Here is a 19,787-nt window from a genome sequence, read left to right on the forward strand (position 1 = left end):
GCGGGCGGGCACGATGGCGTTCCGATTCACGCCCGCACCCTGCCACGATATTAATCCGTCAAACGCGATGAACAAGCCTCCTTTTCTGTTTCCCTTCTGCGCGATCGCGCTGTGGGCCGGCAACGTGGTCGTGTCGAAGCTGTCGGCATCGACGATCGACCCGTCGGCGATCACGTTCTACCGGCTGCTGCTCGCCGTCGCGCTGATGAGCGTGTTCACGCTGCGCCCCGCGTGGCGCAACCGCGCGGCGCTCGTCGCGCACCTGCCGAAGCTCGCGGTGCTCGGTTTTCTCGCGATGGCGCTGTTCCAGAGCCTGTCCTACGAGGCCGCGAAAACGACGAGCGCGACCAACATGGCGATCATCACGGCGCTCGTGCCGCTGATGACGATGGCGCTCAGCTCGCTGCTGCTCGGCGATCCGCCGGGGGCCGGCATGATCGGCGGCGGGGTGCTGTCGCTCGCGGGCGTCGTCTACCTGATCGCCGAGGGGCACCCGACGACGATCGCCGCGCGCGGCGTGCATGCGGGCGACCTGCTGATGCTGGCCGCGTCGGCCGCGTATGCGCTGTACGGCGTGCTGCTCAAGCGCTGGCGCATCGGCGCGCTGCCGGCGTGGCAGTCGACCTACGTGCAGGCGCTCGCCGCGCTCATGTTCATGGTGCCGATGCTGCTGCGCTTGCCCGCGCAGGCGGCGTGGCCGACCCGCGCGAGCGTGCCGCTGATCCTGTATGCCGGCGTGCTGGCGTCGGTCGTGCTGCCGTACCTGTGGATGCAGGGCGTGCGGCTGCTCGGCCCGAGCCGCTGCGCGATGTTCATGAACCTGCTGCCGGTGATGACGGCCGGCGGCGCGATCGTGCTGCTCGGCGAATCGCTGCGGCTGTATCACCTGATCGGCGGTGGCGTCGCGCTCGTCGGCGTGGCGATCGCGCAGCGGTTCCCGTTCCACGCGAGTGCGTCGCAGGGAGTACGGCAATGAGCGGCGACCGCGACATGCAGAACCTGATGGCCGCGCTGCCGGACGCGCACGCATCCGTCGACGGTCCGGCGCTCGCGCATCAGCTCGAACGGATCGCGACCGCGCTCGAGGCACTCGCGGGCACCGGCCGGCCGGCGGCCGTCGATTTCGACGCGGCCGTCGCGTTCCGCTGGCGCGGTTTCGACGGCGGGCCGCGCACGGCGCCGCTCGAACCGGTCGCGGCGCCCGCGCTGATAACGTTCGATGCGCTGCGCAACGTCGAGCGTCAGGTGGCGATCGTCGAACGGAACACGCGGCAGTTCGTACGCGGGTTCGCGGCCAATCACGTGCTGTTGACCGGCGCGCGCGGCACCGGGAAGTCGTCGATCGTGAAAGCGTGCCTGCACGCGTTCGCGCCGCACGGGCTGCGGCTGATCGAGGTCGGCAAGGAGCGGCTGAGCGATCTGCCGGCGATCGTCGAGCTGGTGCGTGCGCGGCCTGAGCGGTACATCGTGTTCTGCGACGACCTGTCGTTCGAGGCCGGCGAGACCGGTTACAAGGAGCTCAAGACAGTGCTCGACGGCTCCGTCGCGAGCGACCTGTCGAACGTGCTCGTGTACGCGACGTCGAATCGCCGCCACCTGATGCCCGAGCAGGCGAGCGACAACGCGAACGTGTCGCGCGCGGAGAACGGCGAACTGCATCCGGGCGACGCGGTCGAGGAGCGGATTTCGTTGTCCGAGCGCTTCGGGATCTGGGTGACGTTCTACGGGTTCACGCAGGATGCGTACCTGGCCGTCGTCGAAAGCCGGCTCGGCGAAGCCGGGTTCGATGCGGAGCAGATCCGCGCGGCGCGCGAACCGGCGCTGCAGTGGGCGCTGGAACGCGGTGCGCGGTCGGGGCGGATTGCCGGGCAGTTCGTGCGGGATTACCTCGGGCGGCTGGCGGACGAACGCGACGCGGACGAACCCGCGCACGCGCGGCGCACGGGTTGAGCGGGGCGTTACAGCACCCGCTCCGACAACACGCGGAACGCAACATCCGGCACGACGAAGCACAGCGGTTCGCCGGTCGCGCCGATCCGCGAGAGGAAGGCGCCGCCGCCGACCGGTTCGACCGGTTTCAGCGGCCGGACCGCATCGATGTCGATCGGCAGGTCGATCGACGCATGGGCGAGGCCGTCGCAGTCCGCGACATGCGCGACGGCCGCGTGCTGCAGCGACAGGTAGGCGACGGCGTCGCGCCAGCTTCCGAAGAACGGCGCGAACGCGGCGGGTAGCGTGTCGTCGTTCGACACGGCCGCCGAGCAGTGGAAATCGGGCGCGCTTCCGGTTCCGCCTGACAGCAGCGTTCGATAACGCCCGTCCTGCGCGGCATGGGTGAAGCGCGCGGCGAGATGCGACGGCAGCGCGTCGCTGAAGAGCCGGCTGCCGAGCGCATAGAGCGGATGATCGAACACGTTCTTCACGAACAGCACCGTGCGATCGGCCGGCACGCCACCCGGCAGCGCATCGACGTAAAGCCGCCAGTTGCTTTGCAGCGGCGACGGGAACACGCGTCGCAGCGGGCCCGCGATACGCGGGCCGAAATGGCGGTGCGCATAGGTGAGGATCGTGAACGGCGTGCGGCCGTCGCGGCTCGCGACCGTGACGCCGCGCGGCACCAGGTGCGCGACGGCGGCGACATCGACGAGCCAGGTGCAGTACACGACGTTCTCGACTTCGCTCGCGAGTTGCAGGAACGGCAGCCGCGACAGCAGCGCGCGGCGTGCGCGCAGCAGCGGGCGGCTCGCGACGAGCCGGTTGGCGAGGCGGCCGACGGGGCCGGCGGACGGGTAAACGAAGGCGTTGTCTTGGCGCATGACCGGCATTGTGCCGATGTCGCGGAGCGGGCGGAAGAGGCGCCTTCGTCGAAACGGTCGGTGCCCGCCTTTGCCGTTCGGAGATCATGCCCTCGACGGCCGGTTCAAGGTCGAGCGGTCACGGCCTCGAGCGCAACGTCACATCGGCATTCGGTGTCGCGCCAACCTTTTCCAGTGCGGCAACCGCGGCGTCGTTGCCTTGCAGGATCGCGTTCTGCAGTGCGGTGCGGCCGAGCGCATCGACGTGATCGGGGTTCGCGCCATGTGCGACGAGTACCGGCAGCATGTCGAGGCGGCCGAACAGCGCGGCGAACGACAGCGCCGTTTCGCCGGCGTGATTGGTCTGGTCGATCGGGCAGTGCGTGTCGGCCAGCCGTTTCGCGATCGCGGTCTCGCCCTTGAACAGCGCGCCCATCAGGGCCGTGTTGCCGTGACGATCGCCGAGACACGGGTCCGCGCCGTTGCGCAGCAGATAGTCGAGCGTTGCAGGCTGGTCGCGGTAGGCGGCCAGGATGACCGCCGTATAACCTTCGCGTGTCGTCGCGTCGATCGGATAGCGCGCGTCGACGAGTGCCTGCAGGATGTCGATGCGACCGAGGCGCGCGGCGGCAAACCATGCGTCGTCATAGCGGCGCAGGTCGGCGTGCGCATCGGGGTGCGGCACGGCCGCGGGCGGCGCGGTTTGTGCGCAGGCCGCGAGCACGGCGGCTCCGGCGATCGCGAGCGCGCGGGAGAGGGCGGTTCGGAGTCGATTCTTCATCAGCAATGCGCGCCGCGCGTGGCCGCGCGGCGCAATCGGATCGATGGGGCGGGACGCGAAGGCCGCACCGGCAGCCTTCGCGGGGTTGCCCGATCAGTTCTCGACGAGTTTGTCGGCGAGCGATTTCACGCGGGTCAGGTCGGCGTGCGTGGCACGCGCCAGGCGTGTCCCGTAGTCCGCATCGGCCTTGTAGAAGTACGACAGCATCGCGTACTTGTTCGCGTCGTTCGTCACGTGGTTCAGGTCACCCGACAACGCGGTCACCAGATCCTGCCGCTCCTGCGCGGGCAGCGTGCGGTAGTACTCGCCCGCCTGCCGGAAGTTCAGCGTCTTGCGGATCGCGGCTTGTTGCGTCGTGCCGGCAAGCGGCGTCTGGACCGACTTGTAACGCGGGTTCTGCGCGAGTTCGTTCAGCGCCGACGGCTCGTAGTTCACTTCGCCCTTGCGGTCGCCGAAGTTCATCGCGCCGTCCTGGTTGTTGTTCGTGACGGGCACGCGCGGACGGTTGATCGGCAACTGGTTGAAGTTCGCGCCGAGGCGGTACATCTGCGTATCGGCGTACGAGAACATCCGGCCCTGCAGCATCCGGTCTTCCGACGGCTCGATGCCGGGCACCATCCGCGACGGGGCAAAGGCGGATTCCTCGGTCGACTCGAAGTAGTTGTCCGGTACACGGTTCAGCGTCAGCGTCCCGATCTTGCGCTCCGGCACGCCGGTCCATACCTTGGTGTCGTCGAGCGGGTTGAAGTCGAACGTGTCGAGCTCGGACGGCTTCAGCACCTGGATGTAGAGATCCCACTTCGGTGCGTTGCCCGCCTTCAGTGCGCCATACAGGTCGTTCGTCATCAGGTTCCAGTCGGCACCGATCGAACCGGGGATGTCCTTCGGGCGCAGCCCGTGCATCCCTTGCGCGCTTTTCCAGTGGAACTTCACGTACGTGTACTTGCCGTCGGCGTTGACGAACTTGAATGCGTGCACGCCGTAGCCGTCCATGTTCCGGTACGAATCGGGCATGCCCTCGATCGAGTACAGCCGGGTCAGCATGCTGGTTGCTTCGGGCGCGTGCGCGAAGAAATCGAACGCGAGGTTCGCATCCTGCACGCCGGTGACCGCGCTCGGCTTGTTCGCGTGGACGAAGTCCGGGAACTTGATCGCGTCGCGGATGAAGAAGATCGGCAGGTTGATCCCGACCAGATCCCAGTTGCCCTGTTCCGTATAGAACTTCACGGCGAAACCGCGCGGATCGCGCGCCTGCTCGGGCGAGCCGCGATAACCCATCACGGTCGAGAAGCGGACGAATACGGGCGTTTTCGTGCCGGGCGTGAAGACCTTGGCCGTCGTCAGGTCGCTGATGTCGGCGCTCGGCACGAATTCGCCGAACGCGCCGGTGCCGCGGGCATGCACGACACGCTCGGGGATGCGTTCGCGATCGAAGCGCTGGAGTTTTTCGATGAGATGCGAGTCTTGCAGGAGCACCGGCCCGTTCGGCCCGGCTGTCTGCGAATTCTGGTTGTCGCCGACGGGCGAGCCGTTGTCGCGCGTCAGTTCGGCAGCGTGTGAGGAAGAGGCCAATGCGACGCAGGCCGCGGCAATCATGCTCTGCAAGAAGCGATTCGCGGTGTTTGACATATCGATGAGGTTCCTTGGATGAAATTCGGGGGAAGACCCCGCCGAACTGTAGTCTCGTCGACATGCGCGATGCCAATTGAATCTCTCTAATTGAGTGATAGGTGATCGTTTTTTATCGCATATGATTCGGCTAACTAAGTTATTTTATGGCCGGCCGCCGGGCAGCAGGACAACGCGATACGGGCCACGGATGCTCTATCGATCTGAAGTCGTGCGGTACGTGTATGGAAGCGGATCGATGACGCGATGATCGTGCCGACTGCAAAGCCGCTGAAGAGGATCGACAACGCGCGCGGTAGCAGCGGCGGCGCGAGGTGCACCACCGCAGCCGTCGGTTGTCCGCGTCGTCAATACGCCGATTCGGCGCCGCCCTGATCGGTGACGATCGCCACCCCCGAACTCGTGCCGAGCCGCGTCGCGCCGGCCTCGATCATCGCCAGCGCGGCCGCGCGGTCGCGCACGCCGCCCGATGCCTTCACGCCGAGCACGGGGCCGACCGTGCGGCGCATCAGCGCGACATCCGCGAGCGTCGCGCCGCCGTGGCCGAACCCGGTCGACGTCTTCACGAACGCGACGCCGAGATCGCGGCACATCTCGCACACGCGCACCTTCTCGTCGTCGGTCAGCAGCCCCGTTTCGAGGATCACCTTGAGCGGCACCGCACCGCAGGCATGGTGCACGGCTTCGATGTCGGCCTTCACGTCGTCGGCGCGGCCGCTCTTCAGCGCGCCGATGTTGATCACCATGTCGATCTCGCCGGCGCCCGCCGCGATCGCGGCGGTGGCTTCGAATGCCTTGGCGGCCGACAGCCCCGCGCCGAGCGGAAAACCCACCACGGCGCAGACGAGCACGCCGGTATCGGCCAGCTCGCGCGCGGCGAGCGGCACGTTCGCCGAATTCACGCAGACCGAGTAAAAGCGATGCTCGGCCGCCTGGCGGCAGAGGTCGCGGATCTGCGCGTCGCTCGCGTCGGGCGCGAGCAGCGTGTGATCGATGGTTTGAGCGAGTTGGGCGTTGGAAAGCGGCATGTTTCAGGACTCCACGGATCGTGTGCCGGAAGGGCACACGGAAAGTTGATGTTTTCACATCGGTTTGTTACAAATACGACATTCCGGCCGGGCCCGCGCGCCCGGCACGACAAGCGACGGACGCGGCGCGCACGCAGGATACTGGCATGGAAACGAAGAAGGGCGAACGAATCAAGACGCTGATGAACGTGCTGCAAGGGCAGAACGCGATTCATCTGAAGGAAGTCGCCGAGCTGTTCGGCGTATCGGAAATGACGATCCGCCGCGATCTCGCGGACAATCCGCACGGCCTCAGCCTGATCGGCGGCTACGTGACCCGCCACTTCGCCGCGCAGCGCAGCGACATCGGCGAGTACGTGGTCAGCGCCGAGAACGACCGGCAGACCGAGGAGAAGCGCCGCATCGGCAAGCTGGCCGCGCAGTTCGTGACGACCGGCGACACGATCTTCGTCGACTGCGGCTCGACCACGCCGTTCGTCGTCGACTTCATTCCGGACGACCTCGAATTCACCGCCGTCTGCAATTCGCTGAACGTGTTCGCGAAGCTGCAGCAGAAGCCGCATTGCAGCGTGATCCTGTGCGGCGGTGCGTACCATCGCAAGAACATGGTGTTCGAGTCGGTGGCCGAGACGGGCATCCTCGATACGGTGCGCGTGTCGAAGGCGTTCATCTCGGCGGCCGGCGTGAGCGACCGCTGCGGCGTGACCTGCTTCAACTTCCACGAAGTCGACGCGAAAAAGAAGGTGATGGAACGCGCGCAGAACCGCTTCCTGCTCGTCGACCACACGAAGTTCGACGAAGTGCGCGCGGCCTATTTCGCCGAGCTGACCGACTTCAACTACGTGATCTCGGACGGGCAACTGAGCGGCCGCTACGAAACGACGATCCGCGAACACGGGATCGCGCTCGTGACCTGACGCCGCGCGGGCGGGCATCGCGCTTTGCATCGCCTCAGGCATGGCGGGCTTCCGCCGCGCTCAGGTAGCCGGTGACGACCTCGAAGCGGCGCGTCGCGCCCGGCGCGAGGGTCGCGACATGGCCCTTGCGGCGTTCGGCCTGATAACCCTCCGGCTCGCAGGTCGACGGCAGCGCGAATGCGGCGACCTGCTGGTCCGCGTTGTGCTGGATCCAGCGCGTCGCATGCGGGAATTGCTCGGGGCGGTACGCAGTGTGGAATGCGCCGCCGTCCGGATGCGCGAGCCGGAAATGCGCGACGCCGCCGGCATCCGTTTCCGCCTCGTTCATGAAGAACACGATCTCCGGGTCGTATAGCGCGGGCGTATCGAGCGTGTGAAGCCGTTGCGGTTCGCGCGCGAGCGTGGCCGTGTAGTCGCGCCATGCGGCGGTCGGCTTCACGTGCGCGGGCACGCTGTCGCGCAGCCGCAGCCCGTTGTGCGGCAGCGACTGCACGAAACGGCCGCCGGGCACGTACGCGTAGTTCAGGTGCGCCATGTACATCAGGTCCATCGGCGCGCCGCCGAGATTCGTCACGTCCATCGAGATCGTCATCTGCGCGTCGTGCTCCGTGAGCCGCACCGACGGACGCGCCATGTAGTGGCTGCCGAAACCCTGCACGTATTCGTACTCGCCGGTCACTTCGACGAACGCACCGTGCGCGTCCGCACCGATGACCAGGCTCGCGCGGTCCATCGGCGCGCACGGCATCTCGCCGTGCAGCGCGTGCGTGTCGTCCGGCCCCGGGCAGCCGTTGCGCAGCAGCCCGCTGTGGAACATGAAGCAGCCGTAGGTATCGAGGATCGAAGCCGCGCGTTTCGGTTGCCGGAACATGTGCTTCATCGTCAGGTCGCGGCCGTCGAACGCGGCGGCCCAGATCATCTGGCCGAGATACGGCAGCACGACGAGATGGCCGCGCCGGTTCTCGAGCTTCAGCGCCTCGACGCCGGACGGATACGCGAACGCGGTGACGGTCAGGCCGTCGGTGCGGTACAGCGTGCGCGGCGTGTCGCGGAAGTCGTCGCGCCGCAGTTCGATTTCGCCTCGCATGCTCATGCTCCCGACGTGTTGCGCGTCGCGGCGTAGCGCGCGGCTGCGTGGCCGTCGGCGGTTGCGTCGGGCGTTGCGGCCGGCAGGTGGCGCAGGCAGTAGAAGCCGTAGTAGACGATCACGACGAAGCAGGCGAGCGGCACGACGAACGCGAGCTGCATGTTGCCGCCCGTGTGGTCGGAGATCAGCCCCTGGATCAGCGGCACGACCGCGCCGCCGACGATGCTCATCACGAGGATCGAGCCGCCGTATTCGGTGTCCTTGCCGAGCCCGTCGATCGTGAGGCCGTAGATGGTCGGCCAGCACGGGCCGAGGAACACGCTCACGCCCACGGCCGCATAGACGGCCGTGATGTTGTGCACGCTGATCGTATACGCGAGCAGCGCGATGCACAGGATGCCGTAGACGATCAGCACCTTGGCCGGGCCGACGCGCTTCATCACGAGCGTGGCGACCAGCTTGCCGACGAAGAACGCGAAGAATGTCGCGAGCAGGTAGTGCGACGCGCCGCGCTCGGTGAGGCCGCCGATCTGCATCGCGAGCCGGATCGTGAAGCTCCACACGCCCACCTGCGCGCCGACGTACAGGAACTGCGCGACGACGCCCGCGACGAAGCGCCGGTTGCCGAACAGGCGTGCGAGCGTGCCGCGCGCGTCGATCCGGTGCGTGGCCGCGCCGGGGCCGTTGCCCTTGCAGGCCGGGTAGGGCGTGAGCGCGAACACGATGAACACGGCGACGAGCACGACGATCAGCCACTTGTACGGCTCGAGCGTGGCCTGGATCATCGCGAGCTGGTGCACGTGGGCTTCGGCCGCCGACATCGCGGCAAGCTGCGCGTGCGACGCATCGCCTTCCTTGAAGATCAGGAAGCTGCCCATGTAGACGCCGGCCATCGCGCCGAACGGATAGAACGTCTGCGAGATGTTCAGCCGCCGCGTGCTGGTTTCGCGCGGGCCCATCAGCGTCGAATACGAGTTCGACGCGGTTTCGAGGAACGACAGGCCCGCCGCGATCACGAACAGCGCGACGAGGAACATCCCGTACTTCGCCATCGACGCGGCCGGGAAGAACAGCAGGCAGCCGGTCGTGTAGAGCAGCAGGCCGACCAGGATCGTCGTCTTGTAGCTGAACTTCTTCACGACGGTCGCGGCCGGAATGGCGAGGAAGAAGTAGCCGAGATAAAACGCGGACTGCACGAACGCCGATTCGAAATCGGACAGGAAGAACGACTTCTTGAACTGCGCGATCAGCACGTCGTTCAGGTTCGCGGCGGTGCCCCACAGCGCGAACAGGCAGCACAGCAGCGTGAAGGCGAAGGGCGGCGTGCGGTTCAGGTAATAGCCGTCGGGTGTGTGTTCGATTCTGGCTCGGCCCATGGGTGTCTCCTTCCTGGTTGTCTTGTCGATGAAGGCGCCGTTCAGATGCCGGCGTCGCGGAGGAAGCGTTCGAACGTCGCGGTGTCGGCGTACGACTTCTGCGTGCCGAGGCCCGTGACCGAATGCGCGGCGTACGCGGACGCGTAACGCATCGCGTCGAGCGCGTTGCGCGATGCGGCGTAGCAGCGCGCGAAGCAGCCGATGTATGCGTCGCCGGCGCCCGTCGTGTCGCGCGCGTCGACCGGCACGCCGGGCACGTGCCGCACGCCGTCGCGCGAGACCAGCAGCGAACCGTCGCTGCCGAGCGTGACGAGCACGTGCTTCAGCCCGCGCGCGACCAGCGCTTCGGCGGCGCGTGCCGCGGTGTCGCGCGAATCGACCGGCATGCCCGACACGATCGCGAGCTCGGTTTCGTTCGGCACGAAGAATTCGACGGTGCGGATCCGCTCGAAATCGAGATCGGCGACCGCGGGCGCGGGGTTCAGCAGCACCGGAATGCCGTGGCGTGCGCCGAATTCGATCGCGTGATAGACGGTGTCGAGCTCGATCTCGAGTTGCAGCACGATCAGTGCGCATTCGGCGAGCTGCGGCGCGGCCGCGTCGATGTCGGCCGGCGTCAGGTGGCGGTTGGCGCCCTTGACGATCAGGATGCTGTTGCTCGAATCGGGCTCGACGAAGATCGGCGCGACGCCGCTCGGCACGCCGGCGACCTTGCGCACGTGCGTGGTGTCGATGCCTTCGCGCGTGAAGTTGCGGATCGTGTTGTCGGCGAACACGTCGTCGCCGACCTTCGTGACCATCACGACGCGCGCGCCGAGGCGGGCGGCCGCGACCGCCTGGTTCGCGCCCTTGCCGCCGCAGCCCAGTTCGAAATTCGGCGCCTCGAGCGTTTCGCCCCGGGCGGGCATGCGTGCGACGTAGGTCACGAGGTCGACCATGTTGCTGCCGATAACGGCGATTGTCTCCATCTGCGTCTCTTCCTTGGTATGGGGTGCGCCGCGCGGGTGGTGGGCGGCGGCATGCACGATGTGATAATAAAATCACATTGATTGTGAAAATGCAATCACATGATGTTCGAAGGGTTACGCATCGACGCGCGATGTGGATGGGGTGGCTTCCCGGGGAAATCGACGTGTTGGCCGGTTTTGCCGTCGGATGTCGGATGAATTCGACGCGGCAGGGCCCCGCGCCGCGGAGCACCGCAACAGGAATGCCGTTCGAGTGTGGGGAGGGTCGCCGGGCGTGACGGGCCGGCTCGACCGATCCGGCGGCGGCGATGCGGGCGCTTACGCGTGTTCTTGCCCGGCGCTTACGCGTACTCGGCGATCAGCGTATCGAGATTGCGCTGCGCGAGCGGTGTGAGCGGCGCGAATTCCGCCGATTGAAACAGCGGGGTCTGCGCGCGCAGATGTTCGAGCGCCTGCTTGCGGCCCTCGCGGAATGCAGCCGACGGCGCATCGGGATCCTGCGCCCACTCGCATGCGATTGCGCGATCGTATTCGCGCAGTCGATCGGGCGCGGCCGCGAGGATCGCGAGATCCGCGTCGAGAAAAATCCGCCCGGCGCGCTGCACGTCCGGGGCGGACGCGAACGCATCGGGCAGCCGGTGCGACTTCGTCGCGAGTACGAGATCGTGCGCAACGGACACATGCGATGCGTGCGCACGCAACCAGGATGCGCTGCAGTGTGCGTTCGTGACCTGCATGAGCCATTGCGCGCTGCGTGCTTCGTTGTCCGCATGATCCGGCAGGGTCGTCGCATACACGAAGTCGTGCGCCCATACCGCAAGCTCGATCACCGGCCACAGCGGTTCCGCGCGATACGGTGCGAGATGCGCGAACAGCTCGGCCAGGTGCGCGAGCGTGTGGTAGTGGCGTTGCGGCTCGCCATACGCGTGCTCGACGAGCGGCCAGACGGCGGCCGTGCCGAAGCAGTCATCGCAGGAGGCGTGCAGCGTGCGGACGAGGTCGGGGGCGAGGGCGTTCATGAGCGGCAATCGGCTCGGGCTGGCGATGCGCGCAGCATAACAAACGCGGCGGCGTGTGCAGTGCTTGCTGCGTATCGATCCGGCGATAGCCGCGGATCTTGTCGACGGCATATCGCGGCGTGGCGGGCGGGGCGGCCGCACCGCATTTCCGATCCGGCGGTGGCCGGACGGTAGCGGCCGGTTCGTCATCGCAACGGGTTGCCCGCGCGCAGCGCGATGCTGACGATCGCGACGATATTTCCGCCCGGCGCGTCTACACGTTGACGACGCCGCGCCCGAGTTCGATCACGCGCCCGCCGACACCGATCTTGCCGTTTGCACTGACCGACAATCGCAGCAGGCAAGGCCGACCGACGGCTTCGCCTTGCTCGACCTGAAACACGGCGGGCAGGTCGCGGTTCATCGCAAGCAGCCACCCGCCCAGGTTCGCGCAGGCCGATCCCGTCCCCGGGTCTTCCGACACGCTGCCTTGTTTCACGAAGAAGTAACGCGACACCACCGTGCCCGGCCGCTCGGCATCGAACGCGAATACATACGCGGTCTTGCGGCCGAGGCTGCTGGTCGGCCAGATGCCGATGCCCGCGCTGTCGGGCTGCGCGCGGCGCACGGCGGCGGGGTTCTTCAGCGCGACGAGCAACTGGTCGGCGCCGGTATCGACCCAGATTGGCGGGGCGAGCAGGTCGTCATCCGTCAGCCCCAGCAGGGCCGCCGTCCGGGCATCGGACAACTCGCAAGCCGCCGTCTTCGGCATGCCGGCATGCGGCGCGGTAAACGTCCACACATCGTCGTGCGCGCCGACGTCGACCACGCCGGCCTTGAATTCGAGCGCGAGTTCGTTGCCCGCGCCCAGAAGGTCGTGCACGACATGCGCGGTGCCGAGCGTCGGATGGCCGGCAAAGGCCATCTCGTAGCCCGGCGTGAAGATGCGAACCCGCGCATGCGCGCGCTCCGACGGCAGCACGAAGGTCGTTTCGGACAGGTTGAACTGCACGGCGAGCGCCTGCATGGTCGCGTCGTCCATGCCGCGCGCATCCTCGAATACGCAAAGCGGGTTGCCGCCGAACGTCGATTCGGCGAATACGTTCAGCAGGCGGAAGGCATAGGCGGTCATTGGACGCTCGCGTCAGTGTGGTGGTTCACGTACCTGGGTGGAGTGCGCGCCGCGCGATGCGCTTCGCGCGGGCAGCCGTGCAGGGTCGCCTGGGTCAGCTCGCCTTGTCGAGCGGTGCAAGCATCGCCTGCATGTCGGGATGCTTCAGGACTTTCCGGTACTCCGCCGGGCTCATTGCGTCGATCAACACGCGCCCGCTCACATCCGCCTTGATGTACTCGACCGCGAGCAGCGCAATGACCGGGTTGGTCGTCAAGGTGGCGTGATCGGGCGAATGATCGCCGAATTCCGCCACCACGGCCTCGGTGTTGTCCGCCACGGCGACGGCGAGCCGGCGGCCGGACAGCCTGAGCCGCGCGCTGGCGCCGCATTTGGCCATGTCGTAGTGGCGCGGCCCGTTGAGCGTGCGATTGCCGTAAATCGCCACGTGCGTGTCGACGCCGCGTGCCGCGGCGGCCTCGAGCAGCGGCCCGAGGTCGTCGATCTCTTCGTCCCAGACGCCCGCGAAGATCTGCGTTTTAGCGTTGACGATGACGCGCGCGAAGGCGCTGGCGATCGCTTCCCGCCCGCTCAGCGACCAGACGAGCCCGGGCTCCTGTTGAACCGGCAGCCGGTCGAGCGCGCCCGCGGCCGTTTCGAGATCCGCATTGAAGCGCTTGCGCAAATCCTCGAGCAACGACCGGTGGGGCACGGCCGCATAGCGGACGGGCTCGGAACGGTTGACGAGCACCGCACCGCGCGCCTCCAGACGCCCCAGCGTTTCATAGATCTTCGAAGGCGGCATGCCGGCGCGCCGGCCGACTTCCGCCCCCGTCAGCGCGGCCTGCCCGACGAGGGCTGCGTAGGCCTGCGCTTCGTACTGGGTGAATCCAAGCCGGATCAACGACGTGATCAGCTCCGTGTTTTCGCTCATGTGTATCGGCTCCGGCTCTTGCGCCCACGGCGACTTGCATGGGCCTGCTTGATTAACTACTGAAGTAGTATACAATCGCTCGAACTTACTACCCAAGTAGTAGGCGATGCTTCTCAACCTGACTGGAGAGATCTTCAACATGCGAAAACGGATCAGCACCGGCTCCCCGTGGGAGCCCAAGGTCGGCTACTCGCGCGCGGTGGTCGTCGACAACACCATCTACATTTCGGGGACGGCCGGCAAAGGCGCGGACGTGTATGCGCAGACACGCGATGCGCTGGCGACGATCGACCGGGTGCTGGCGGACAGCGGGTTCTCGTTGTCCGACGTCGTCCAGAGCCGCCTGGTGGTCGCGGACTTTGACAACTGGGAAGCCGCCGCACGCGCGCACGGGGAGATCTACGGCGATATCCGGCCGGCGTTTTCGCTGGTGCATGCGCTTCCGTTCGTCGATCCGGAGATCCTGGTCGAAGTCGAGGCGATCGCGGTCAGGCCCGCGGCATGACCGACGCCGGCAACCGCGGGCCGCTGTCCCGCACCGCGACGGCCGTGCTTGCGCTGGCGGCCGGCGTGGCGATCGCCAACGGTTATGCGTTGCAGCCGTCGCTGTCGGCGATCGCGAGCGAGTTCGGGGTGGCGGCGTCGCGCATGGCGGCGCTCGCGTCCGTGACGATGCTCGGTTATCTGGTCGGCCTCGCCGTGCTGGTGCCGCTGGTCGACCGCTTCAGCCCGCGCGTGCTCGTCTCGATGCAGATGGGCGCGCTCGCGGTGTTGCTCGCGTGCGCGTCGTTGTCGCCCGGGCCGCTCGTGCTCGATGCCGCGTTTTTCCTGGTGGGCGCGGCAACGACGGTGGCGGCGCAATGCAGCGCCATCGCCGGAAAACACGCGGATCCGCAACGGCGCGGCGTGGCGATGGGGGCCGTGTCGGCGGGCATTTCCGCGGGAATCCTGCTGAGCCGTTTCGCGGGCGGCGTGTTGTCGCAATGGTGCGGATGGCGCGGCGCATTGCTCGTGCTGGCCGGATGCGTTGCGCTGGCCGCCGTCGGCGCTGCGGTGCTGTTGCCGGGCGGCCGGCCGGAAGGGCTGCCCGGCCGTGCGAACGCGATCGGTGCGATTCCGCGGTTGCTGCGCGACAGTGCGCCGTTGAGGCGTCGTACCTGCGCCGGCATGCTCTGGTTCTTCGCGTTCAACCTGGTCTGGGTGGGGCTCGCGCTTCGTCTGGCCGAGCCGCCGTATAACCTGGGTGCCGCCGCGATCGGTGCATACAGTCTCGCGGGCGTGCTGGGCCTCGGCGTGACGCGCGTTGCCGGAAAACTCGCCGATCGATTCGGCGATCGCGCGGTCATCCGGGGCGGGCTTGTCGTGGCGGCCGTGTCGACCTTGCTCCTTGCCGTTGCGCTCGGTCGTCCCGGATGGCTGGCTGTCGGGCTGGCGTTGTTCGATGCCGGTTGCTTTGCCGCGCAGGTCGCGAACCAGACGCGCGTCGTCGCGATTCAGCCGGCCCGCGCCGGGGCCTTGAGCGCAGCGTACCTGACGCTGTACTACGCGGCCGGTGCCGGCGGTGCCGTCGCGGCCGGGCTGCTCAACGCGCGGGTCGGGTGGGGCGCGATGATGATAGTGACGGCAGCGGCCATCGCGGCGGCCGGGTGGATCGGTACCGCATCGGCGCGCATCGATGCGCGGAGCGAGCCGACATCCGTCGCTTGAGCGAGGACGCGACGTGCGCGCGCGGTCGAACGGAATCCCGCTTTTTCGTGCATGATCGGTTTCTCCGTTGATCGACGGCGATCGGGTTTCGGCATTCAATCATCCGCAACGCTGGCGGATATTTTTACGCCGGAGCACGCAGTCGCGCACCCGCGCGTGTCATTTGCGATCGCATGCGAACACCGGTTCATCGGATTGACCACAACGACGCCGCGCCCATGCAACACGTGTCGGGTTCAGTGTCGTGCAGCGTGTGCAGGTGCCGCACGCAGGAGGCAGACATGGAACCAGACAGAGGCGTCGTGAATACCGGCGCCGGATTGGCAGGCGCGCACGCGGAAGCCGGCTCGCCGCAGGCCGCGCTGGAAGCGATCGTCCGTGGCGTCGAAGGTCACGGCATTCCTGCCGGCACCGACTGGCCGACGGCGAAGCAATTCCTCGCGGACAACGACGGACAGTGGAAATTCTCGGCGGTGCTGGTCGCGATCGTCGCGCGGCGTGAACCGACGATCCTGTTGACCCGGCGCGCGTCGAATCTCAGCGAATACTCGTCGCACGTGAGCTTTCCGGGCGGCCGCCCGGCGGAAGCCGACCGCGATATCGGCGCGACCGCGTTGCGCGAGGCGTTCGAAGAGATCCGCCTCGCGCCCGGCGCGGTCCGCGTGGTCGGCAGCTTGCCGATCCATAAAACCAGAAAGCGCCACCACGCGATCTTTCCCGTGATCGGCATCGTGCCGGAAACGGCGACATGGGAGGCGGCGCCCGCGGAAGTCGCGGAAATCTTCGAGTTTCCGTTCGCCGCGCTGCTGAATCCGGATCTGCCGCGTCAATACACGGACGGCGAACGCATGGGTGCGTGGTATTGGGCGGAGCAGACGCAGGACATCTGGGGCGTGACGGCCTTCATCCTGAATTCGCTCGCGGGCCTGGCACGCGATGCCGCGCACGGCGCGCCGGCGCGCCGCGACTAGCTCATGCACCGGGCCTGCGTCCGGCAAGGGTGATTCATGGAGATCGCGGAAACGTTCGGCGACGAAGGATTCGACATCCCTCGCCGCTATTTTGCGGCCGTCGCGATTCTGATCGGCGTATTCATGTCCGCGCTCGACAGCGCGATCGTCAATATCGCGCTGCCGACGATCTCGACCGACCTGCGCGTGAGCGCGGCGTCGGTCATCTGGGTCGCGAACGGGTATCAGGTGGCGAGTGCGGCGACGATGCTGACGTGCGCGTCGCTCGGCTCGAGAATCGGCGAGCGACGCTTTTACACGATCGGGCTGGTGTTGTTTACGATCGCGTCGCTCGGCTGCGGGCTGGCGTCCACCTTCGGCGCGCTGGTGGCGATGCGGGTCCTGCAGGGCATCAGCTACGCGATCCTGATCAGCGTCGGCTACGGTCTCTACCGGGTGATTTTCCCGCCCGCCTCGCTCGGGACGATCTTCGGTGTCAATGCGCTGGTATTTGCGGTGGGGACGGCCGTCGGCCCTGCATTGGGCGGCCTGATTGTCTCGTGGGCATCGTGGCCCTGGCTGTTCTTCATCAACCTCCCGTTCGGGATCGCCGCGATCGCGTTCTCGTTCGTCGCGCTGGGAAAAGACACGCATCGGGAGCGCGGCTTCGACGTGCCGGGCGCGGTGACTTCCGCCGCGGCATTCGGCCTCCTTGCGCTCGCCGTCGACCAGATCGGGCGGTGGAGCAACCGTACCGTGCTCGTGCTTGCCGTCGCTGCGGCCGTGCTGATGCTGGCATTCTGCGTCGGGCAGGCCAGGGCGCGGCATCCGCTGTTGCCGCTGGACATTTTCCGGTCGCGCCGATACACGTTCGCGGTGCTGACGTCCGTGACGATGTTCGTGTCGCAGGGCATGGCGCTGGTCGCGTTGCCGTTCGTGCTGCAGCACACGTATGCGTACGGCGTGCTGAAATCGGCGCTGGTCTTCACGCCCTGGCCGATCGCGGTCGCGCTGTGCGCGCCGTTTGCCGGGCGACTGGCGAATCGTTTCAATGCGACGCAGCTGTCGAGTGTCGGCGTGCTGATGTTTTGTCTCGGGATCGGTTCGCTGATCCTGTTGCCCGCGCAACCATCCGTCGGGGATTTCCTGTGGCGCGTCGCACTGTGCGGCGTGGGGTACGGCTTCTTCCTGCCGCCGAACAACAAGGAGATGTTCGCCAACGCGGCGAAGAACCGCACGGCCACCGCTTCCGGCGTGCTGTCGACCGCGAGAACGACAGGTCAGTCCATCGGCGCCGCGCTGGTTGCCGTGGTGATCGCGCTCGTCAGCGGCGCGGGCGGAGGCGAGGGCGAGCGGCAATTTCCCGTCTACGTGTTCGCATTGGCCTGCGCGATCGCCACGCTGTCGTTCTTCGCGAGCGTCGCGCGCATCTATCGTCAGCGGGGCTAGACGCGGTCGACGGAAATTGGCGCGCGGGCCTGGCGCGGTACCCGATTCAATGTGAAGACACGAACACCGCATCGTCGAATGCCGCCGGAATGGCGAAGCTCTCGCGCATGCGCTGCGTTTCCTTCGCCGGCGTCAGGCCGAACAGGCGCTTGAATTCGCGGCTGAACTGCGACGGGCTCGTGTAACCGACCGCGTAGCCGGCCGCCTCCGCCGTCAGGTCTTCGCGCACCATCAGCAACCGCGCCTGATGCAGCCGTGTCGACTTCAGGTACTGCATCGGCGACACCTGCGTGATTGCCTTGAAGTGGCTGTGAAAGCTCGGCACGCTCATGCCGGCTGCGTCGGCCAGTTGCGGCACGTCGAGCGGCTGCGCGTAATCGGCGTGAATCACGCGCAATGACCGGCCGATCCGGCCGAACTGCCCGCGCATCGCCAGCGCGCTGCGCATCGCGCTGCCCTGCGCACCGGTGAGCACGCGGAAATACAACTCGCGCAGCAGCGCCGGGCCCAGCACCGCGGCATCGAGCGGCCGGCCCATCGCCTCGACGAAACGCAGCACCGACGCGTGCATCGTTGCATCCATCGGCGTCGACATCATGCTCCTGGGCGCCTGCACGGGCTCCGCGATGCCTTCGCGGTCGATCTGTGCCGCGAGTTCGGCGGCCATCGTGAAATCGAGGTGCAGATACAGCGCGAGCAGCGGGCGCTCGGGCGTGGCGTCGGTTTCCATGCTGAACGGCACGGGCACGGACACCGCCAGGTAGTGATGCTCGTCGTACAGATAGCGCTCGCCGCCGAAGTAGCCGCGCTTGCAGCCCTGGCACACGATCACGATGCCCGGGTCGTACAGCACCGGCGTGCGCGACAGCGCGCGGTTCGACCGCAGGATGCGCACGCTCGGCAATGCCGTCAGGTTGTAGCCTTCGTCGGGCGCCAGCGCGCGCAGCAGCGTCACCAGACGCTTCCGGTCGCGCGGCGGCAGCGATGGGGATCGGGCGGAGGCGGGCTCGAGGCTCATAGTTTTGTGCAAGAAAATCAGCGGAATCGGGCTTATTCGACGGGGGTCGTCAGACTAGTATGCACGCTCCAATCGACATACGGGAGAAGCTCACATGGCATCCGCAAACCTCATGCTCATTACCGGCGTCAGCAGCGGCTTCGGCCGCGCGCTCGCGCAGGAGGCGCTTGCCGCAGGTCACACGGTGGTCGGCACCGTGAGAAGCGCGCAGGCGGCGCAGGCTTTCGAAGCGCTGTCCGCGCGGGCATTCGCGCGCGTGCTCGACGTGACCGACTTCGATCGCATCGACAGTGTCGTGGCCGAAATCGAGGCGAACGTCGGGCCCGTCGACGTGCTCGTGAACAACGCCGGCTACGGGCACGAAGGGATCATGGAAGAAGCGCCGCTCGCGGAGATGCGCCGGCAGTTCGACGTGAACGTATTCGGCGCGGTGGCGATGATGAAGGCGGTCGTCCCGTTCATGCGCGAGCGGCGGCGCGGGCGCATCCTCAACATCACGTCGATGGGCGGCCACATCACGATGCCGGGCATCGCTTACTACTGCGGCAGCAAGTTCGCGCTGGAAGGCATTTCCGAAGCCGCCGGCAAGGAACTCGAGCCGTTCGGCATCGCGGTGACGGCCGTGGCGCCGGGTTCGTTCCGCACCGACTGGGCCGGCCGGTCGATGATGCGCACGCCGCGCTCGATCGCCGATTACGACGCGATCTTCGACCCGATTCGCCAGGCGCGCGAGGAGAGGAGCGGCAAGCAACCGGGTGATCCGGTGAAAGCGGCGCGGGCGATACTCGCCGTCGTTGCGGCGCAACATCCGCCGGCCCATCTGCTGCTCGGCAGCGATGCGCTGCGGCTCGTGCGCGGCAAACTCGCGGCACTGGACGAGGAAATCCGGGCGTGGGAGGCGGTGACGGTATCGACGGATGGTTGAGGGGCGTAAGTCGAGATGTGAGCTGTCAGTTAGTCAGCGTTAGTTCAGGTCTGGGATTGCTTCGTCAGGGCCGTGATCGACCCCGAGCTGCCATTCGACTCGGTGGGTCCTCAG

At 67.2% G+C, this 19,787-nt stretch carries 19 protein-coding genes; 8 read left to right on the forward strand and 11 right to left on the reverse strand.

Features of this window, described 5'->3' with window-relative positions; all coding sequences use genetic code 11:
• Positions 1 to 67 precede the first annotated feature (67 nt).
• Together E9536_RS21205 and E9536_RS21210 are read left to right on the forward strand one after the other, a co-directional pair.
• Positions 68 to 976, forward strand: coding sequence for a DMT family transporter (locus E9536_RS21205; RefSeq protein WP_136470578.1), 909 nt, complete (start codon positions 68 to 70; stop codon positions 974 to 976).
• Between the two features lie 26 nt (positions 977 to 1,002).
• The gene (locus E9536_RS21210; protein ID WP_211097484.1) at positions 1,003 to 1,950 is read left to right on the forward strand and encodes an ATP-binding protein; all 948 of its coding nucleotides are present in this window, start codon (positions 1,003 to 1,005) and stop codon (positions 1,948 to 1,950) included.
• 8 nt (positions 1,951 to 1,958) lie between these two features.
• Here the strand turns inward: E9536_RS21210 and E9536_RS21215 are convergent, their stop codons facing one another.
• The 4 genes from E9536_RS21215 to deoC form a co-directional block, all read right to left on the reverse strand.
• A complete protein-coding gene (locus E9536_RS21215; protein ID WP_136470580.1) occupies positions 1,959 to 2,825 on the reverse strand; it encodes a DUF2071 domain-containing protein in 867 nt (288 codons plus the stop codon).
• Between the two features lie 109 nt (positions 2,826 to 2,934).
• Positions 2,935 to 3,576 (reverse strand): ankyrin repeat domain-containing protein, encoded by a 642-nt coding sequence (locus E9536_RS21220; protein ID WP_034196263.1) that lies wholly within the window; start codon positions 3,574 to 3,576, stop codon positions 2,935 to 2,937.
• 93 nt (positions 3,577 to 3,669) lie between these two features.
• Positions 3,670 to 5,205, reverse strand: coding sequence for a catalase (locus tag E9536_RS21225; protein ID WP_136470581.1), 1,536 nt, complete (start codon positions 5,203 to 5,205; stop codon positions 3,670 to 3,672).
• Between the two features lie 347 nt (positions 5,206 to 5,552).
• Positions 5,553 to 6,233: a deoxyribose-phosphate aldolase gene (gene deoC, locus E9536_RS21230; RefSeq protein WP_136470582.1), complete on the reverse strand. Its 681-nt coding sequence runs from the start codon at positions 6,231 to 6,233 to the stop codon at positions 5,553 to 5,555.
• Between the two features lie 146 nt (positions 6,234 to 6,379).
• Between deoC and deoR the strand changes: the two genes are divergently transcribed.
• A complete protein-coding gene (gene deoR, locus E9536_RS21235; RefSeq protein WP_027792395.1) occupies positions 6,380 to 7,150 on the forward strand; it encodes a DNA-binding transcriptional repressor DeoR in 771 nt (256 codons plus the stop codon).
• A gap of 34 nt (positions 7,151 to 7,184) precedes the next feature.
• Here the strand turns inward: deoR and E9536_RS21240 are convergent, their stop codons facing one another.
• The 6 genes from E9536_RS21240 to E9536_RS21265 form a co-directional block, all read right to left on the reverse strand.
• Positions 7,185 to 8,237 (reverse strand): aldose 1-epimerase family protein, encoded by a 1,053-nt coding sequence (locus E9536_RS21240; RefSeq protein ID WP_136470583.1) that lies wholly within the window; start codon positions 8,235 to 8,237, stop codon positions 7,185 to 7,187.
• Positions 8,238 to 8,239: 2 nt separating this feature from the next.
• On the reverse strand, positions 8,240 to 9,613 hold the full coding sequence (gene fucP / locus E9536_RS21245; protein ID WP_136470584.1) for an L-fucose:H+ symporter permease: 1,374 nt from the start codon (positions 9,611 to 9,613) through the stop codon (positions 8,240 to 8,242).
• Between the two features lie 41 nt (positions 9,614 to 9,654).
• Complete coding sequence (rbsK, locus tag E9536_RS21250) at positions 9,655 to 10,581, reverse strand: ribokinase (protein WP_060350133.1); 927 nt, start codon at positions 10,579 to 10,581, stop codon at positions 9,655 to 9,657.
• 341 nt (positions 10,582 to 10,922) lie between these two features.
• Complete coding sequence (locus tag E9536_RS21255; protein WP_136470585.1) at positions 10,923 to 11,600, reverse strand: hypothetical protein; 678 nt, start codon at positions 11,598 to 11,600, stop codon at positions 10,923 to 10,925.
• Positions 11,601 to 11,853: 253 nt separating this feature from the next.
• The gene (locus tag E9536_RS21260; RefSeq protein ID WP_136470586.1) at positions 11,854 to 12,711 is read right to left on the reverse strand and encodes a PhzF family phenazine biosynthesis protein; all 858 of its coding nucleotides are present in this window, start codon (positions 12,709 to 12,711) and stop codon (positions 11,854 to 11,856) included.
• A 94-nt stretch (positions 12,712 to 12,805) separates the two neighbouring features.
• Positions 12,806 to 13,624, reverse strand: a complete 819-nt coding sequence (locus tag E9536_RS21265) for a TrmB family transcriptional regulator (RefSeq protein ID WP_027792401.1) — start codon at positions 13,622 to 13,624, stop codon at positions 12,806 to 12,808.
• Positions 13,625 to 13,763: 139 nt separating this feature from the next.
• On the opposite strand from E9536_RS21265, the gene E9536_RS21270 reads away from it, so the two are divergent.
• The 4 genes from E9536_RS21270 to E9536_RS21285 all read left to right on the forward strand — a co-directional run bounded on the left by E9536_RS21270 (position 13,764) and on the right by E9536_RS21285 (position 17,730).
• Positions 13,764 to 14,129 carry a RidA family protein gene (locus E9536_RS21270; RefSeq protein ID WP_027792402.1) on the forward strand — a complete coding sequence of 122 codons (366 nt, stop codon included), beginning with the start codon at positions 13,764 to 13,766 and terminating at the stop codon, positions 14,127 to 14,129.
• Complete coding sequence (locus tag E9536_RS21275) at positions 14,126 to 15,331, forward strand: MFS transporter (RefSeq protein ID WP_136470587.1); 1,206 nt, start codon at positions 14,126 to 14,128, stop codon at positions 15,329 to 15,331. Before E9536_RS21270 ends, E9536_RS21275 begins: the two co-directional genes overlap by 4 nt.
• Before the next feature lie 281 nt (positions 15,332 to 15,612).
• On the forward strand, positions 15,613 to 16,302 hold the full coding sequence (locus E9536_RS21280) for a CoA pyrophosphatase (RefSeq protein WP_059697216.1): 690 nt from the start codon (positions 15,613 to 15,615) through the stop codon (positions 16,300 to 16,302).
• A 36-nt stretch (positions 16,303 to 16,338) separates the two neighbouring features.
• Positions 16,339 to 17,730 (forward strand): MFS transporter, encoded by a 1,392-nt coding sequence (locus E9536_RS21285; protein ID WP_136470588.1) that lies wholly within the window; start codon positions 16,339 to 16,341, stop codon positions 17,728 to 17,730.
• 46 nt (positions 17,731 to 17,776) lie between these two features.
• Here the strand turns inward: E9536_RS21285 and E9536_RS21290 are convergent, their stop codons facing one another.
• Positions 17,777 to 18,748 carry an AraC family transcriptional regulator gene (locus tag E9536_RS21290; protein WP_111941905.1) on the reverse strand — a complete coding sequence of 324 codons (972 nt, stop codon included), beginning with the start codon at positions 18,746 to 18,748 and terminating at the stop codon, positions 17,777 to 17,779.
• Positions 18,749 to 18,842: 94 nt separating this feature from the next.
• Here E9536_RS21290 and E9536_RS21295 point away from each other — a divergent pair, with 94 nt between their 5' ends.
• Positions 18,843 to 19,673: an oxidoreductase gene (locus E9536_RS21295; protein WP_136470589.1), complete on the forward strand. Its 831-nt coding sequence runs from the start codon at positions 18,843 to 18,845 to the stop codon at positions 19,671 to 19,673.
• Positions 19,674 to 19,787: the final 114 nt, after the last annotated feature.

It is taken from the genome of Burkholderia sp. LS-044, assembly GCF_004803625.1.
Taxonomy (GTDB): Bacteria; Pseudomonadota; Gammaproteobacteria; order Burkholderiales; family Burkholderiaceae; genus Burkholderia; species Burkholderia cepacia.